17 protein-coding genes, 1 pseudogene and 1 other annotated feature are annotated in these 16,900 nt (G+C 32.2%); of the genes and pseudogenes, 4 read left to right on the top strand and 14 right to left on the bottom strand.

Annotated features, from left to right (window positions below; translation table 11 throughout):
• Positions 1 to 76: 76 nt before the first annotated feature.
• Complete coding sequence (locus JCM14209_RS00610; RefSeq protein ID WP_025021713.1) at positions 77 to 928, top strand: N-acetylmuramoyl-L-alanine amidase; 852 nt, start codon at positions 77 to 79, stop codon at positions 926 to 928.
• 113 nt (positions 929 to 1,041) lie between these two features.
• On the opposite strand, the gene JCM14209_RS00605 is transcribed toward JCM14209_RS00610, so the two are convergent.
• From JCM14209_RS00605 to JCM14209_RS08700, 6 genes are read right to left on the bottom strand one after another with little or no spacing between them, the layout of a single operon-like run.
• The gene (locus JCM14209_RS00605) at positions 1,042 to 1,668 is read right to left on the bottom strand and encodes an HAD-IA family hydrolase (RefSeq protein ID WP_035519664.1); all 627 of its coding nucleotides are present in this window, start codon (positions 1,666 to 1,668) and stop codon (positions 1,042 to 1,044) included.
• A 2-nt stretch (positions 1,669 to 1,670) separates the two neighbouring features.
• Complete coding sequence (gene dtd, locus JCM14209_RS00600) at positions 1,671 to 2,117, bottom strand: D-aminoacyl-tRNA deacylase (protein ID WP_025021711.1); 447 nt, start codon at positions 2,115 to 2,117, stop codon at positions 1,671 to 1,673.
• Positions 2,118 to 2,126: 9 nt separating this feature from the next.
• Positions 2,127 to 4,343: a RelA/SpoT family protein gene (locus JCM14209_RS00595; RefSeq protein WP_025021710.1), complete on the bottom strand. Its 2,217-nt coding sequence runs from the start codon at positions 4,341 to 4,343 to the stop codon at positions 2,127 to 2,129.
• Between the two features lie 50 nt (positions 4,344 to 4,393).
• Positions 4,394 to 5,125, bottom strand: coding sequence for a 16S rRNA (uracil(1498)-N(3))-methyltransferase (locus JCM14209_RS00590; protein WP_025021709.1), 732 nt, complete (start codon positions 5,123 to 5,125; stop codon positions 4,394 to 4,396).
• A complete protein-coding gene (prmA, locus tag JCM14209_RS00585) occupies positions 5,125 to 6,015 on the bottom strand; it encodes a 50S ribosomal protein L11 methyltransferase (RefSeq protein WP_025021708.1) in 891 nt (296 codons plus the stop codon). Before prmA ends, JCM14209_RS00590 begins: the two co-directional genes overlap by 1 nt.
• A 46-nt stretch (positions 6,016 to 6,061) precedes the next feature.
• Positions 6,062 to 6,523, bottom strand: a complete 462-nt coding sequence (locus JCM14209_RS08700; protein WP_035519661.1) for a DUF3013 family protein — start codon at positions 6,521 to 6,523, stop codon at positions 6,062 to 6,064.
• 186 nt (positions 6,524 to 6,709) lie between these two features.
• Between JCM14209_RS08700 and JCM14209_RS00575 the strand changes: the two genes are divergently transcribed.
• Positions 6,710 to 7,669, top strand: coding sequence for a nucleoside hydrolase (locus JCM14209_RS00575; protein ID WP_025021707.1), 960 nt, complete (start codon positions 6,710 to 6,712; stop codon positions 7,667 to 7,669).
• Positions 7,670 to 7,744: 75 nt separating this feature from the next.
• Complete coding sequence (locus JCM14209_RS00570; protein WP_025021706.1) at positions 7,745 to 8,101, top strand: hypothetical protein; 357 nt, start codon at positions 7,745 to 7,747, stop codon at positions 8,099 to 8,101.
• 156 nt (positions 8,102 to 8,257) lie between these two features.
• Here JCM14209_RS00570 and greA read toward each other — a convergent pair whose 3' ends face one another.
• From greA to JCM14209_RS00530, 8 genes and pseudogenes are all read right to left on the bottom strand, one after another.
• Positions 8,258 to 8,731: a transcription elongation factor GreA gene (gene greA / locus JCM14209_RS00565; RefSeq protein WP_025021705.1), complete on the bottom strand. Its 474-nt coding sequence runs from the start codon at positions 8,729 to 8,731 to the stop codon at positions 8,258 to 8,260.
• A 21-nt stretch (positions 8,732 to 8,752) separates the two neighbouring features.
• Entirely contained in the window at positions 8,753 to 9,400 is a 648-nt protein-coding gene (udk, locus tag JCM14209_RS00560) for a uridine kinase (RefSeq protein ID WP_025021704.1), read from the bottom strand.
• Positions 9,401 to 9,418: 18 nt separating this feature from the next.
• Positions 9,419 to 10,546, bottom strand: a complete 1,128-nt coding sequence (gene mltG, locus JCM14209_RS00555) for an endolytic transglycosylase MltG (RefSeq protein WP_025021703.1) — start codon at positions 10,544 to 10,546, stop codon at positions 9,419 to 9,421.
• Positions 10,547 to 10,651: 105 nt separating this feature from the next.
• Positions 10,652 to 13,072 (bottom strand): phenylalanine--tRNA ligase subunit beta, encoded by a 2,421-nt coding sequence (gene pheT, locus JCM14209_RS00550; protein ID WP_025021702.1) that lies wholly within the window; start codon positions 13,070 to 13,072, stop codon positions 10,652 to 10,654.
• A gap of 6 nt (positions 13,073 to 13,078) precedes the next feature.
• Complete coding sequence (gene pheS / locus JCM14209_RS00545) at positions 13,079 to 14,125, bottom strand: phenylalanine--tRNA ligase subunit alpha (RefSeq protein WP_025021701.1); 1,047 nt, start codon at positions 14,123 to 14,125, stop codon at positions 13,079 to 13,081.
• A gap of 49 nt (positions 14,126 to 14,174) precedes the next feature.
• Positions 14,175 to 14,401 (bottom strand) — a binding site (T-box leader).
• Positions 14,402 to 14,444: 43 nt separating this feature from the next.
• On the bottom strand, positions 14,445 to 14,777 hold the full coding sequence (locus tag JCM14209_RS00540) for a winged helix-turn-helix transcriptional regulator (RefSeq protein WP_081774026.1): 333 nt from the start codon (positions 14,775 to 14,777) through the stop codon (positions 14,445 to 14,447).
• Positions 14,778 to 14,897: 120 nt separating this feature from the next.
• Positions 14,898 to 15,400 (bottom strand): annotated as a pseudogene (locus tag JCM14209_RS08695) (HD domain-containing protein).
• A gap of 111 nt (positions 15,401 to 15,511) precedes the next feature.
• Positions 15,512 to 16,273: a TrmH family RNA methyltransferase gene (locus JCM14209_RS00530; RefSeq protein WP_025021699.1), complete on the bottom strand. Its 762-nt coding sequence runs from the start codon at positions 16,271 to 16,273 to the stop codon at positions 15,512 to 15,514.
• 94 nt (positions 16,274 to 16,367) lie between these two features.
• Between JCM14209_RS00530 and JCM14209_RS00525 the strand changes: the two genes are divergently transcribed.
• A complete protein-coding gene (locus JCM14209_RS00525) occupies positions 16,368 to 16,856 on the top strand; it encodes a hypothetical protein (protein ID WP_025021698.1) in 489 nt (162 codons plus the stop codon).
• Positions 16,857 to 16,900: the final 44 nt, after the last annotated feature.

The raw sequence follows: 16,900 nt of genomic DNA, 5'->3' as shown, positions 1-16,900 counted from the left end.
CCTATAATTAAATTTTAGTTTACCATCTCAACCATATATCATATAATGAAATTAACTTACTAAAGGGAGTTAGAAAATGGTAAATCTAAAAACATACCTTCTAAAAAGATTAGATAAAATCAGTCTTGGTATTTTGATATTGCTTCTATCTTTTATCCTTTGTTTTAAAACTGTATCTTTTATGAGTAAAGAAGTAATCGTTAGTCGTTTTGCTAATTTATACCCAAGCGCTTCATTAGAGGAACATAAATTAAGCACCCTTAAACAAGGCGATCGCGTTAAAGTTTTAGATACAAAATTTCATTTTAAACAAGTTAAAACTGATCAAGGCCAAATTGGTTGGGTTGGAGATTGGAATTTTAAAAATCAAAATAACATTACCAGCCTTTCTAACGCTACCATCGTAATAGATCCTGGCCATGGAGGAAACGATGCCGGCGCCTTATCAATTGAAGGAAAAGAAGAGAAAAAATATACTCTTAAATACGCCAAAGAATTAGAACAAAAACTAAAAAAAGCTGGTGCTAACGTATATATGACTCGTACCCAAGATAAGTATGTCGGGTTGAAACCAAGACCTACATTAGGTGAAAAAAAACACGCGGATGCTTTTATTAGTATTCATTTTGATTCTTCACCTGATGAAAACATTGCTTCTGGTTACACTACATATTACTACCATAAAAAAACATCTTTAAAATTAGCAAACAGTATCAATTCGCAATTTAAATATCTTGGAATCAAAAACCGTGGCGTCGAATTTGGCGACTTTTTAGTAATTAGGGAAAATAAAATTCCCGCTGTCTTACTTGAAATGGGTTACATCAATTCAGAGCGTGATTTTGATCAAATTCCATCGCAGGAATACATTAATAATGTGACAACTGATATTGTTAAAGGATTAAAAAACTATTTTAAATCCAACTAATAATTCATACGCATGATTTAATAGCAAATATATAAAAACTATCTATATATCCACAGCAAAAACAAACGTGCTAGCAATCAAGGGTAAATCCCGATTGCCAGCACGTTTATTTTTTATAATTTATTTAATAGCGCTCTATAATTTGCTATTTGAAGTTCTGGATTTGATGAGGCATCCACTATATTGTCTGGATCAAATAATATTCCAGCAATCTGTGCATTATGTCCTGCTTGAATATCCAGATTTCTATCGCCTATCATGACCGCTTTTTTTCGATTAACCTGATTCTTTTCGATTAAATAATTTAGCGATTCAGGATTGGGTTTCCTAGGAAATTTATTTTTTGCTGTTACGTAATCTGTAAAATATTTATCTATTTTGTCTCGTTTTAAAATTTTCATAGAACTTTCATCACGATGGGTCAATAAAAAATTTCTCCCACCATTTTTTACAATTTTTTCTAATAAAATTTCGACATTTTCAAATGAAGATACCCTATCCAACAATTGAGCATCTTCTTCATCGAAATGTCTCCTTAAGACTTTTTTATCAAGTTTAGTATCTTTACTATACCAATTGATTGCCTCTCCAACAGAATATCTACGCATGATTTCATAGACCTCTTTTTTATCAACTTTAATTTGATTATCCCCAAAAACTTTTACAAAAGCTTCAACCATTGTTGGATAAGTATCAAATAAGGTTCCATCGAAATCCCAAAAATAATCTTCATATATCATTGCTAAGCCTCATCTGTATCATACATAATCGTAACCGGTCCATCATTTACCAGCTCAACTTTCATATCTGCCCCAAATTCACCAGTTTGTACTTCAATATTATTTTTACGTAACTCGTCATTAAATAATTCATAATTTTGATTAGCTTCGGCAGGATTTTGTGCTTCAGAAAAACTTGGTCGATTACCTTTTTTTGTTTTAGCGTATAACGTAAATTGAGATATTGATAAAATTTTCCCTTTTACCTGAGAAACATTCAAATTCATCTTTCCATCTTCATCACTAAATATACGGGCATTAAGAATCTTCCGGACCATATATTGAATTTCTTCAATTCCATCGCCTTCCTTAAAGCCAACAAATAATAGTAATCCTTCTTTTATTTGGCCTAAAATTTCACCTTCAACTTTTACATTCGCATTATTTACTCTTTGAACTAAAACTCGCATCTCACACCTCTAATGAATTGGACGCTTCACTACGTAAACATCCGGAATATTTTTAATTCTATCCACAATTATTTGTAAGTGTTCCAAATCTTTAACACCTAAAGTGGCAGAGATTGTCACCATCTTATCATGATCAACTCTACCATTAACAGATTTCAAAGTTTTTGTATTATTATTAATTACTTGAAGAACATCATTCAAAAGTCCTTCTCGATTATATCCTTGAATTTCTAATTCGGCATCATAAAAGGTTTTACTTTCTGCTAATGTGTTCCATGTTACATTAATAATCCGTGCCCCTTGTTTTTCAACAGCTCGCACATTTGGACAATCAACCCGGTGAACTGATACCCCTCTACCTTTGGTGATATATCCTACTATCTCATCACCTGGAATTGGATTACAACAATGACTCAAGCGTACAAGTAAGTTGTCAATCCCCTCAATCAAAACACCATCATCATGATTCATTTTTTTATTTGGGGAATCATTTGTAATTTCTTGCCCTTCTTCTAATAAGGCTTTTTCTTCTTGTCTCTTTTTGTCTGCATCTTCTTTTTGTCTTATGTCAGCCGTCAACAAGTTGACTACTCCAATTGGTGTAATATCGCCTGAACCAATCATTGCATATAAATCTTTGGAAGTTTTGATTTGTTTTTTCTCTAAAACTTTGTCCATATTAGCTGCAATAATTTCTTTTGGTGAATAACCCGCATTAATAATTCCTTGATTGATTGCTTCTTGGCCTTTTTCAACATTTTCACTTCGATCACGTTGTTTAAAGAAATGCTTAATTTTATTTCTAGCTTTATTTGAGTGGACTAAATCTAACCAATCCTGACTTGGACCTGCTGAATTTTGTGATGTCATAATATCAACAATATCCCCATTTTTCAATTGATAATCAAGTGGTTGGATATTCCCGTTAACTTTTGCCCCCGTAGTCTTATTGCCGATTTCTGTGTGAATTGTATATGCTAAATCTAATGGTCCGGATCCTTTTGGAAGCTCAAAAACATCCCCCTTAGGCGTAAATACATATACGCGATCACTGAATAAGTCACCTTTGACACTTTCCATAAATTCAGATGCATCAGTAGATTCCTTTTGTAATTCAATGATTTCTTTAAAAAGATTTAATTTTGTTCCAGTTGTTGTTTGAGGAACTGCTTCTTTTCGACCTTCTTTATAAGCCCAGTGGGCTGCAATCCCATACTCTGCAACTTGATGCATTTCTTCTGTTCGAATTTGAACTTCAAATGGTCTTCCGTTAGGTCCAATCAAAGTTGTATGTAAAGATTGATACATATTTGCTTTTGGCATAGCTATATAATCTTTAAATCTCCCTGGCATCGGTGTCCAGCATGTATGAATTGCTCCTAAAACAGCATAACAATCCTTAATTGTCTTCACAATTACTCGCACTGCAGATAAATCATAAATTTGACTGAACTGTTTATGTTGATCTTTCATTTTACGATATATAGAGTAGATGTGCTTAGGTCGACCATAAATATCATACTCTAAATTTAAATCTGCGATTGCTTTTTTTATTTCGCTAATAACTTTTTCAATATCAGATAAACGTTCTTGGCGTTTTGAGTTCATCAAATGAACAATACGATAATATTGTTGTGGGTTTAAATATCTAAGTGATAAATCTTGTAACTCCCATTTAATTGTACTAATCCCTAAACGATCAGCTAATGGAGCATATATTTCTAAAGTTTCGTTGGAAATCCGTCGTTGTTTATCCGGTCTCAAATGAGTCAAAGTTCGCATATTATGTAACCGGTCGGCTAATTTTACAATAATAACACGTAAATCTTTTGACATTGCCAAAAGCAACTTACGATGATTTTCAGCTAATTGTTCTTGGTGCGACTTATACTTAATTTTGCTTAATTTTGTAACCCCATCTACAATTATTTCAATATCTTGGCCAAATACTTCACCGATATCCCCTAATGTAATTTCAGTATCTTCAACTACATCATGTAAAAAACCCGCACTTACGGTTTCTGGATCCATTTTTAATTCTGCTAAAATACCTGCTACTTGAATTGGGTGAATAATATATGGTTCGCCCGATTTCCTTATCTGTTCACGATGTACATACGATGCAAATTCACATGCTTTCTTAACAATTGCAACATGTTCTTCATTCATGTAACTAGCACACATATCGATAACATCTTGAGCTGTCCAATTTGTTTGTTTTTCCATAAAATCACCTCAATAATTACACGAAAAAATTATATTATTTATATTTTACACTAACTTAATTCCTTTGCAAACGAAATACTTGAAAGTAAGTATAATGGAGCTGTCTCGGCTCTCATAATTCTGGGTCCTAATCCAGCTAATTTGCAATCTTTTTGCAATAACATCTGAATTTCATTTGGAGATATTCCGCCTTCCGGTCCAAAAATAGCAATCATATTTTCTATCTTTCCATTTAAAATTTGGTATAAAGTTGACTTTTCTCCTTGTTTTGCCGATTCTTCATAAGCTACTAGCTTTGTATCATATTTTGAAAAATCAATACTACTTAATTTTGAAGCATACTCAACTTCTGGTATGAAATTTCTATGTGATTGTTCAGATGCACTTTGCGCGACTTTTGATAATCGTTCAATTTTCTTTTTTTGTCTTTTCTCATCCCACTTGGCAACAGAATAATCTCCATTAAAAAAGATAATCTTCTTTACACCCATTTCAGTTGCTTTTTGAACAATAAACTCTGCTTTATCTCCTTTTGAGATTCCACATGCAATCGTCACATCTATCGGTAACTCAACATTCTTAGTTATTTCCTTTACTTTTCGAGCCGTTGCTGTATTATTTTCAACCAAAACAAGCTCCATTAAAAACACGCTTTGATTATTATCAACAAGCTCAAATTCATCGCCTTCAGACATTCGCATTACCTTAATTGCGTGTTTGTACATTTCTTTAGGTAGGCTATACTCATCATTAATTGTTTCTTTTGCAAAATATCTTTGCATTATTCTTCACCTACATTTGGTTTATGGGCAACAATTGAAAACCAATCTTTCTTATTTAAGATTTCATCGATAATAAAACCTGCAGTTTGCAATTGTTCTAAAATCTTGTCTTTTTTATCAACAATGATACCTGAAGTGATAAATAAACCGCCATCTTTTAATGTTTGTTTAGCTTGCGGTATTAATAATTCAATCACTTCAGCCAATATATTAGCAACAATTACATCGACTTTTTTATCAATTCCATTTAAAAGATCGTTAGCTGCAATATGAACGTCTTTACTAATCGGATTTAAATCTAAATTTTCTTTTGCAGCACTAACTGCGTCGTCATCAATATCATACGCATAGATATCTCCGGCACCAAAATATTTAGCTGCGATACTTAAAACACCAGACCCAGTCCCAACGTCAATTAAGCTTTCATCACCTCGAATATACGATTCAAGGGCTTGAAGTGCTAATAATGTTGTTGGGTGCGTTCCTGTTCCAAAGGCTCGGCCTGGATCAAGTCGAATAATTTTTTCATCTTTTTGTCTAGGCGTATATTCCTCCCAACTAGGAACAATCGTTAAATATCTTGTTATTCTAACTGGATGATAATATTTTTTCCAAACATCCACCCAAGTATCATTGCCCATATTGGTTACTTTAACTTTTCCTTGACCAACAGTTAAACCAAATTTTTCTAAATTTTTAATTTTAACTTCAAGTTCTGGAATTAATTCCATCAACGGAAAATTATCGGGAAAATAAGTTATAATATCAACATTATCCAGCCCTTTAGAGTCATCTATTTGAACGCCACCAGCTCCATTTTCCATTAAAATATTTATGCTTGCGTCCACCGCTTCATTATTAACGGTAATTACCAATTCGTTCCACTCCATTAACATTACCTCCTAAAATTTTGGATATTTAATCTCGCTATCATTATCACCTATTCGCATTTTTTTGTCGTTGGATACTTTGCATATAAGTTTCATTTGACCATTTAAGATTAAAGAAACTTTGCGTATCATCTGTCAAAAAATCCAATAAATCTGATTGTCCTTCATCAAGAATAGTTTGAAGATAATCAATAAAGCCTTCACCTTCACTTAATTTCCAACCTTTTTTTCCATTAAATGGTAAAAGTGCTAAATAATCTTCTTGATTGACATTTAATTGCTTAGTGCCATCATAAAGTAAAATCGCATCAGCAAAAGAAATAATTTCATTTTCTGATTCTACTCCATTTATATCACTAATTTTGGTATTTTCACTATTTTGGGCGTAAAAGACCATTTCTATTTCAATATTTCGAGTTTTTTTATCCCAATTAATATTAATGTCGCCATCAAAATTTAATTTATCGATTTTTTGATCTAAATAATCTAATATATCTTTATATTTCATAATATTTCCTCTACTATATAATACTTACTACAATAATACCGTATTAACTTTATAATTTACAACCCGCTTTGAAAAACATCTACATAAACTCTCTTTCTCTTATTATTTTTACTTTTTTTACTTTTTTAATATATTAATTTTTGCTAAACTAAACTTATAATATTATAAATTTTCAAGGAGTTTGATATGGCAAAATACAAAATGATTTTAGATCTTGATACCGGTATAGATGATGCACTAGCAATTGCTTACGCGCTTGCTACCCCCGAAAGTGATTTGATAGGAATTGTATCATCATACGGTAATATACTCGTCGAACAGGCTGCCCAAAATAGCCTTGATTTATTAGAGTTATTAGGTCATACAGAAGTTCCTGTTTTCAAAGGCCTTTCACATTCTTCTACAACTGAAAAGTTTGAAGTTATGAAAATTAGCCAACGAATTCATGGAGTAAACGGAATTGGTGAAGTCAAAATAAAAAAAGCCGATCGTAAAGTAGAAGAAATGAGTGGGCCTGATTTCTTTATTGAAGCCGCTCATAAATATGGTAAGGACTTACTTATAGTACCTACTGGACCACTTACAAACTTAGCAGCTGCTATAAAAAAAGACCCTGAAATTATTAACTTAATTGGAAGAGTAACAATGATGGGTGGTGCTTTAACTGTGCCAGGAAATGTTAATGCTGTTACTGAAGCAAATATTAATCAAGATCCAGAAGCTGCAGATTTTGTATTTAGAAGCGGTATTCCATTAACAATGGTCGGTTTAGACGTTACAACAAGAACACTATTAACTGTTAATGAAACAAAACAATGGCGTAAATTAAATACAGCATCTAGTTCAGCTTATGCAGATATTGTTGATTACTATATTGATGCGTATAAAGAAACTAGTCCCCACTTAGGTGGCTGTGCGCTTCATGATCCACTAGCTGTTGCTGTAGCGGTTGAACCTAGTTTAGTAAGTACTTTAAATTTAAACATGAAAGTTGATACGAAAGGCGCTTATGCCGGAAGAACAATCGGCGACGAAACTCGGATTAACGAACCTGCTTTGACAACCAAAGCAGCTGTTAATGTTGACACAGACAGATTCCTTGAAGAATTTATGGAAAAACTTATTACCCTTTTCCAAAATAATTAAGCATAAAATAAATAAACGGTCAAGTTAACTGGCCGTTTACTTATTTTATTTGGTCGTACATAGGGGGATACTTACTTGCTTGCTTTAATTGGGATTTTATTGATTTGTTTATGGCTTTTTATTACAACACTAAAATTTTTTAAAGTTTCTGATTTTTCTGAAATTAAATATGTTCATTTATTATTTGGTGAAAAAATTTGGTACAAAACAAATCGCAATATTATTTTAGCTGTAGGATTAGTTCTCTTAATTTGTTTTGGACAAATAGAGATTATTTACTATAGTTTAATTGCCTCAGTCCTATGTGCAATGGGATTATTTTTAAACTTGTTTTTATGTCGTAAAGGTAGTATGAAATTAAACATTTTATGCTCGTTTATCTGTTTAATTTTAGGGATTGGATTTTCTTATTTATTAGCTTTACTAAATTAAATTATTTACCAATTGGATATTTACCTTACCTTTAACATTAAACTTTAAGTATCAAAAAAACCTTGATGATTCATCGTTTTAAAAACGTGGTTCATCAAGGTTTTTATTTTTGAGCAAATTTGTTAATATTCACTCGAAAGTTATGGTTATTTTATCTTATTTAACGTCAATAATCTTAACAGTCATGTCTCCACCCGGTGTAGAAATTGTTACTTCTTCACCTAATTTATGACCGATTAAAGAACTTGCAATTGGTGATTCATTTGAAATTTTTCCTTCAAACGGATCTGCTTCTGCAGCACCAACAATTTGATATGTTTCAGGTTCATCATCATCTTCTTGGAAAGTTACAGTTTTACCAACAGCCACTTCATTTGCATCAATTAAATCATTATCAATGATTTCTGCATGATGTAACATATTTTCAATTTCTTTAATACGAGTTTCCATGAATGCTTGTTCATCTTTTGCTGATTCATATTCTGAGTTTTCTGATAAATCACCAAAGGAACGTGCAATTTTAATACGTTCAATGATTTCTGCTCGTTTTGTAGTTTTTAATTCTTCTAATTCTTGTTCTAATTTTTCTTTACCTTCCAATGTCATTGGAAATGTTTTTTCATCTGCCATTATAATTACCTCTATTAATTACTATTTTTTATTATTGCGTAAAATATCTCTAACTTTTGTAACCAACAAGTCAATTGCCACTTGATTTTGACCACCTTCTGGCACAATAATATCTGCATAACGTTTTGTTGGTTCAATAAATTGATGATACATTGGTTTAACTGTTGCTAAATATTGATCAATTACTGATTGTAATGAACGTCCACGTTCTTCCATATCACGTTGGATACGTCTAATGATACGAATATCATCATCTGTATCAACAAAAATCTTAATATCCATCAAATCTCGTAATCTAGGATCATTTAAAACCATAATTCCTTCTAAAATGATAACTTCTTTTGGTTCAACTGTTACAGTTTCTTGACTACGAGTATGTTGTTTATAATCATAAATTGGTTTTTCAATTGATTTCCAATTTAAAAGTTCGTTGATTTGACTTACTAATAAGTCAGTATCAAAAGCATTAGGATGATCATAGTTTGTTTTTACTCGTTCTTCAAAACTAACATTTGATTGATCATTGTAATATGAATCTTCTTCAATCATTAATAATGAATGCCCTTTTAATTGTTCAAAGATTGCGCGGCTAACCGTTGTCTTTCCTGAACCTGATCCACCTGTTACTCCGATAATAATTGGTTTCTTTTTATTGTTTGATACAGTCATTACACTTTCTCCTTTACCCTACTTTTCGTAGCCATTTACTTTTTGTAATTTATCAACATTTTCATTATGTTTATCCAAATCTTTAGTAAAGTATACTTTTTTTGATTTGATATTTGCAACGAAGTACAAATACCCTTTATCTCTATCTTCTGGATTTAATACTGCTTGAACTGAGTCAATACTTGGACTATCAAATGGTCCAGGTCCAAGTCCCTTATTCTTATAAAGATTATATGGAGAATCGACCTTTAAATCATCATATGATACCGTAGATTTATTATTCTTTAATGCATAATGAATTGCGACGTCAGATTGCATTGGCATTTGTTTATCCAAACGGTTCAAAAATACCCCTGCGATTTTTCGACGGTCTTTTTCAGAACCATACTCTTTTTCAACAAGTGACGCTAACGTCATTAACTTTTGCATTGAATATCCTTTTTTTTCAATTTGATCATAGTATGGTGTCATTTCCATATCCATCTTACTTACCATTTGTTCAACCAATTGCTTCAAATCCTCATTAGCATTTAAAGCGTAAGTTGCCGGATATAAGTATCCTTCTAATTTATATCTTGTATTCTTTGCTTTTTTTGCGGAACTAAGTAACTTAGGATATTTTTTGGCAAGTTGATTAACAAATTGGTCATCATTGATTAAATCTAAAAATTCTTTTTTAGAAAATTTTGTATTTTTTTGAATTTCATCAGCAATTTGATCAATATTTGCACCTTCTCGAACTACAATATTTCCTTTTACATTTGGCAACACTGTTTGTCCCGATTGAAGTTTATCAATTATTTGTCTAGGAGACATTTTAGGACTCAACATGTAATTTCCTGCTTTAAATTCCCCAGACTTATTAGCTAAACGATTAAATACAAATTTACTTTTTATCAATTTGTTGTCATCTAAAATTTGGCTAATTTGTTGCTTAGAACTTCCCATTGGAATTTTTACTGTAATTTGTTTATTCGAAGAGGAATTGACTGGTTTAAGTGCAGATTGGTAATAATAAACACCATATCCACCTATCAGTATGGCTATCAACACAAAGAACATAAAAATTTTCAATCCGATATTCGTTTTATTTTTACTTTTTTGGGTTCTCTGAGCTCTTCTCAAGGTTTCGTTTTTGTCTTGCAAAATACTCCCTCCTTAAAAATTCATTCCAATATTCAATTATACAAGATAACTGTTTAATTTTCATCAAGATATTAAAAAAACAGGCAAAATATGCCTGTTTTTTTCTTATCTTACTTTTGCATCGAATTGTTCATTCAATTTGCTTACAATCTTATCGAATGATTGATTTACTTCTTCATCAGTTAAAGTGCGTTGAGAATTTGAGTATGTTAAAGTATATGCCAATGATTTAAAGCCTAAATCAATTTTATCGCCTTGATATAAATCAAACAATTTAACATCCTTCAAATTAGCGCCCCCATTAACGCTAATTGTCTTCACTATCTCTGCATTTTCAACCTTTTTATCTACTAACAATGCGATATCTCTCTTAATTTCTGGGAATTTAGAAACTGGAGTATAAACTGCTTGTTCTTTTGGTAAATCTGTAATTTTTTGTAAATCAAGTTCAAATACGTATGTTCTATCAATTCCTAATTCCTTTGATAACATCGGATGAACCTCACCAACAAATCCAATATATTGATCTTGATCACCTACGTAAATATCAGCTGTACGTCCGGGATGCATATCATCATGTGTTTGACTAGCAACATATAAAACATCAGTAGTCACACCTAATTTATTAAGCAAGTTTTCAACGATGCCTTTGATAGTGTAAAAATCAACTGGTTGCTTAGCAGTGTTCCAGGCGCTTTCATTAGTTAATCCCATCATTGCTCCAGCAACATGTGTTACTTCATGAGGGCGAATTTCTTTTCCATCACCTAAAAATACTTTTCCAACTTCATAAAGTGCAACATCATTGACTTTACGAGCTTTGTTATAAGCTATATCATCTAACAAACCGGAAATAATATTCATACGAGCAGTTGTTCGATCAGAACTCATTGGAAAATCTAATTTTGTTGGAACAGCATCAGCTAATAAGAATCTTTTTGCTTTTTGTTCAGTTGTTAACCCATATGACACTGCTTGTGATAATCCAGATGCTTCTAAAATTTCACGTGTTTGTCGTTCAATTTTTTGTGCCTTTGTATAATGCCCTGGTGTTGTAGCTCCATATGGTAATGAAGTTGGAATATTATCAAATCCATAAATTCGTGCAACCTCTTCAACTAAATCAGCTTCAATTGAAATATCCCATCTAAATGGGGGCACTTCAACCATTAATTCGCCATTGTTATTTTGTACATCAAAACCGAGGCGGTGGAAAATTTCAATAATTTCAACATCTGACAAATCAGTTCCTAATACTTTATTAATGTGGTTTACACTTGTTTGAATCTTTGTATTTTGGACATCATATTTTGATCCTGTTGCAATTCCACTAACTACGTTTCCTTCACCTAATTCAGCAATCATTGCTGCCGCTTTATTAAGTGCTTCTGTAATTGTTTGTCGATTTATTCCTCTTTCAAAGCGCATTGATGCATCAGAGTGAAGGTTTTCTCGGCGTGAAGTCTTTCGAATATGAATTGGTTCAAAGACTGCTGATTCAAGTAACACTGTTTGTGTTTGACCATCTACTTCTGTAGATTGACCTCCCATAATACCAGCTAGTGCAACAGGTGCATTTCCATCTGTAATTACGATGTCTTCACTTTGTAGCTCTCTTTGAACACCGTCTAATGTGGTAATTTTTTCTCCTGCATTAGCAAGACGTACTACAATATTCTTAGAATTTAACTTCTTATAATCAAATGAATGTAATGGTTGTCCGAAGTCTAATAAAATATAATTTGTAATATCAACAACATTATTTGTTGGACGAATCCCTGCATTCCAAAGACGTTTTTGAAGCCACATTGGACTTGGTTTAACTTTAACTTTATCAATTACTCGCAATTGATATATTGGTGCAATTTCTTCATCTACATTAGCTTGTACATAATCTTCTATTTTTAAAGAATTAGATTCTTCCACTTTAGTTTCTGGGAATTTGACTTCTCGATTGTACATTGCAGCAACATCGCGCGCAACTCCGCGCATACTTAACATATCCCCACGGTTAGGTGTAACATCTACTTCGATAATGTCTTCATCCATCCCTAAATATTTGTATACATCTTCTCCAGGAACTGCATCTTGTGGCAATACATAAATACCATCAGCATAAGCTTTTGGAACTACTTTTTCTTCAAAACCAATTTCTTGAAGTGAACAAATCATCCCTTCAGAAACTTCTCCACGCATCTTACTACGCTTAATCTTGTAGTTTCCGGCAATTCTTGCTCCTGATAAGGCAACAATCACATTCATATTAGCCGCAATATTAGGTGCACCACAAACGATTTGAATCAAGTCTTCTGCACCAACATCAACTTGACAAATATGTAAGTGGTCAGAATCCGGATGATCAACAACTTTAACAGTATGACCAACAACGATTTTCTTTAAGCCTTCTTCTAAGCGGTATGTACTATCAACTTCTACGGAAGTTCTTTCAATTTTTTCTGCCAAGTCTTTTGCATTTAAATCATCAACTTGAACATATTCGTTTAACCATTTTGTAGATACCTTCATTTTATACTATCCTTTCACTGAAAATTGATTTAAGAAGCGTACATCATTTAGGTAGAATTGACGAATGTCATCTACACCATATTTCAACATCGCGAATCTATCTGGTCCAAGTCCAAATGCAAATCCACCATATACTTCAGTGTCAACACCCGCCATTTTAAGAACGTTAGGATGTACCATTCCAGCACCTAAAACTTCAATCCATCCGGTATTTTTACATACTGAACATCCTTGGCCGTTACATTTGAAACAAGAAACATCAATTTCAGCAGATGGTTCTGTAAATGGAAAATAACTAGGACGCATTCTAATTTCTCGATCTTCTCCAAAAATTGTTTGTGCGATTAACTGTAAAGTTCCTTTCAAATCAGCCATTGTAATATTTTTATCAATTACTAAGCCTTCGATTTGATGGAATTGATGTGAATGTGTTGCATCATCAGTATCGCGACGATAAACTTTACCGGGAGAAATCATTTTTAATGGACCTTGAGTAAAGTCATGAATTTCCATTGTACGTGCTTGTACAGGAGAAGTTTGAGTACGCATCAATAGATTATCTGTGATGTAAAATGTATCTTGCATATCACGTGCAGGATGATCTTTTGGAAGGTTAAGCATTTCAAAATTATAATGATCTTCTTCAACTTCTGGACCATCTACGACTTGATATCCCATTCCAATAAATAACTTTTCAATTTCATCGATTACTTGAGTAATGATATGTGATTGTCCTTGTTGAACTTTTTTTCCAGGCAAAGTAACGTCAATTGTTTCTTTTTCTAGTTTTTTTGCCATTTTAATTAATTCAATTTCTTCTTTCTTTTCAGCTAAGACTTTTGTTAGTTCATCTCTAATTTCATTAGCAAATTGACCAACTTTTGGACGTTCTTGTGGCTCTAAATCCTTCATTCCTCGTAATACTTCAGTAATTGGCCCTTTCTTACCAAGAAGACTAACTCTAATTTGATTAATCGTATCAAGATTATCAGCTTTACTAATATTTTCTAAACCTTTTTCTTTTAATTCGTTAAGCTTATCTTTAAGATCCATACCAATATTCCTTTCAATTTTATTTTTAGACGAAAAAACCCCGTCCCTTTCAAGGGACGAGGTTCGCGGTACCACCCTTATTTTACCCGTCATTTATAACAATGAGAGTAACACTCATTTACCTGTAACGCGGCAAAACGTTCTACCTTTCTCTATACTCGATCCAAGTAGCAACTCGGGAAGTGAACTTCAAATATTAATTAATAGAATAATCACAGCACAATATTCTTTTCTGAAATTAATTAATAATCTACTTTTTTCCGTCAACGTTTTTAATTTATATTGTCAGTTTAACCATTTTACTAATTTTAGTCAAGTATTATTGACAATCTTCTATTGAATACCACTGATCAGACCATGTATGAATAGCTTTCATTACCTCACGTAAATCTTCTCCTTGAGAAGTAAGTTGATATAGTACTCGTGAACTATCATTTTGGCTAACTCGTTCAACTAAATTTTCAGCTTCTAATTCTTTTAGCCGTTCAACCATTACACGATCACTACATTTATCAACTTTATCAGCTAACGTTCTGAACCTTTGTGGTCCTTCCTGCAAGAGAACATCAATAATCAATCCATTCCATTTTCGTCCTAAAATGCTAAAAGTTTTTGAGAATTTAGGACATAGCGTAAACGCGTTTGCCTGCATTATTAATCCCTCCTCCATAAATTATGATTTATAATAAAAAACCTTTGTTAATTACAAAGGTTTCAACACTAACATTATTTTACACCGAATAAATACATTTTAAAAGATTAATGCTTAAAATTATATACTACGCGATCTAACATATTTATCGAGGATTGCGTCATATTTTTCTTTTAAATGTCCAAAATACTCAACTACGGCTGAATACTTATCAATAACGGTAATGATATATCCTTCTTTATATTTTGGAGGGCATAAGGTAGCTCCCCACATATGTTTAATGATAATATCTTTTTCTAATTCCGTTAGGTGCGTAATTTTTTCAGCATTTCGAACAGCTATTCTTGGATGAATCCAGCATGTGTTCCACGAGTAAATTTAGTTACACGCCAATCATAATAAAATAAATCATGTAAAATTCCTGCACGAGCTACAGCCTTTTGATTCCAACCTAAATATTTTGCAATCCGATAACTTAAATAAGAAACGGTAATAACATGTTCTAATCTAGTAGAAAAATGATGTTGAGTGTAATTTTCTAATTGTTGAACCTCTTTTGTTTGCAATAAAGGACCAACATAATTCATATACTCTTCATCAGTTTTCCAATCAAATTTCTTCATTCAAATATTTCCTCACCATATCAGTTAAAGCTATTGTTCATATCTTTCTAACTATATTCTTGCACTAGTATATGAAAAAAGCAATCTAAAAAATTTATCTTAATAAAAAAATTATTTTTTTAAAGTGAACATCAATATTCCAGCTGCAACTGCAACGTTTAATGATTCTGCTTGTCCTTTAATTGGGATATATAAATTATCTGTTGTTTTAGATAAAGCTTCTTTGCTCATCCCATTTCCTTCATTTCCCATTACAAGTCCAAAATTGTCAAATTTTCCAACTTCACTGTAATTTTTAGCCTCATCATTTAACTCACTTCCAAAAACAGGCCAACCTTTTTGGTTCATTAACTCAATTCCTTCGAGAACGTCTCCTTCAACTACTTTGATATGAAATTGACTTCCTTGCATCGAGCGTACTAATTTGGGATTATAAATGTCAGCTGAACCTTTTCCAATAAATACACCTTTAAATCCAGCTGCATCTGCCGTTCTAACCATAGTACCGATGTTTCCAGGATCTTGCACCCCATCTAACATGAGCCAAGCTCCATCATCTAACTTTAAATTTTTATTAATTTGAGGTAGTTCTAAAACTGCAAAAATCCCTTGAGGTGATGGCGTTTGAGAAATCACTTTTGCAACTTCATTGCTAATATTTACAATCTCAATTTCTTTTGGAATATTTAATTCATCAATAAAATTAAATGATTCGGCAACTAAAATTTCTAAGATTCTTTCTTTAGATTTTAATGCTTCTTTGACTAGATGTAACCCATCTAAAAGATATTTATTTTGCTTTTTTCTTTCTTTTTTTAAAGCTAATTTTTTCCAGTTCTTAACTCGTTGATTTGCAGTTGATTTAATTTCCATTTTTACCTTCCATTCGCATATAGTTTGCATTCATTTTATTTTTAAAGTAAGATACTTTATATGTAATTTTATTTAATTAAGGAGTTGTATCGGCATGAATCTTTATCGATTAGTCGTTGATGGAGCTATTACTCTAGATCCAAGCGAAAAATATATCTACTTAATTCATGTAGCTCATTCAACATACATGACATTACCTAGTAAATCTCCCGAAACTTTTAACGCTGGTCAAGTAGCAGATAATTTAATTTCAAGCTTATATTTTAATATCGATGAAAATGATGAACTTTCCGAATTATTCGTATTTTTACGCTACGATGACAGTTATGCCAAAAAAGTCACTCCTGTAAAACTTGATTTACTAGCTCATCCAAATTATTTTTCAATTAGTAAGCATCCCGTTGAAATTTTTGATTCTGAAGAAGATATAGCCGAATTTGGTCGTCCTCGTTTTGATGTAAATCCAATCCCAATTAACTATAACGTAAGCCTAACTGAATTAACCGAAGCCTTACTAGTGAGTCAGGAATATCTGGGGAACTTCCTTAATGTTCGTTGGGAGAAATTCATTTCTTCAAAATAAAAATTTTAACCTATCTTTATAATACTAAAAAACTAGGGCACATA

Source organism: Ligilactobacillus hayakitensis DSM 18933 = JCM 14209 (assembly GCF_000615845.1).
Lineage (GTDB): Bacteria > Bacillota > Bacilli > Lactobacillales > Lactobacillaceae > Ligilactobacillus > Ligilactobacillus hayakitensis.
Note: the sequence above shows the minus strand (reverse complement) of the source record. Positions and strands in the feature narration are given on the sequence as shown.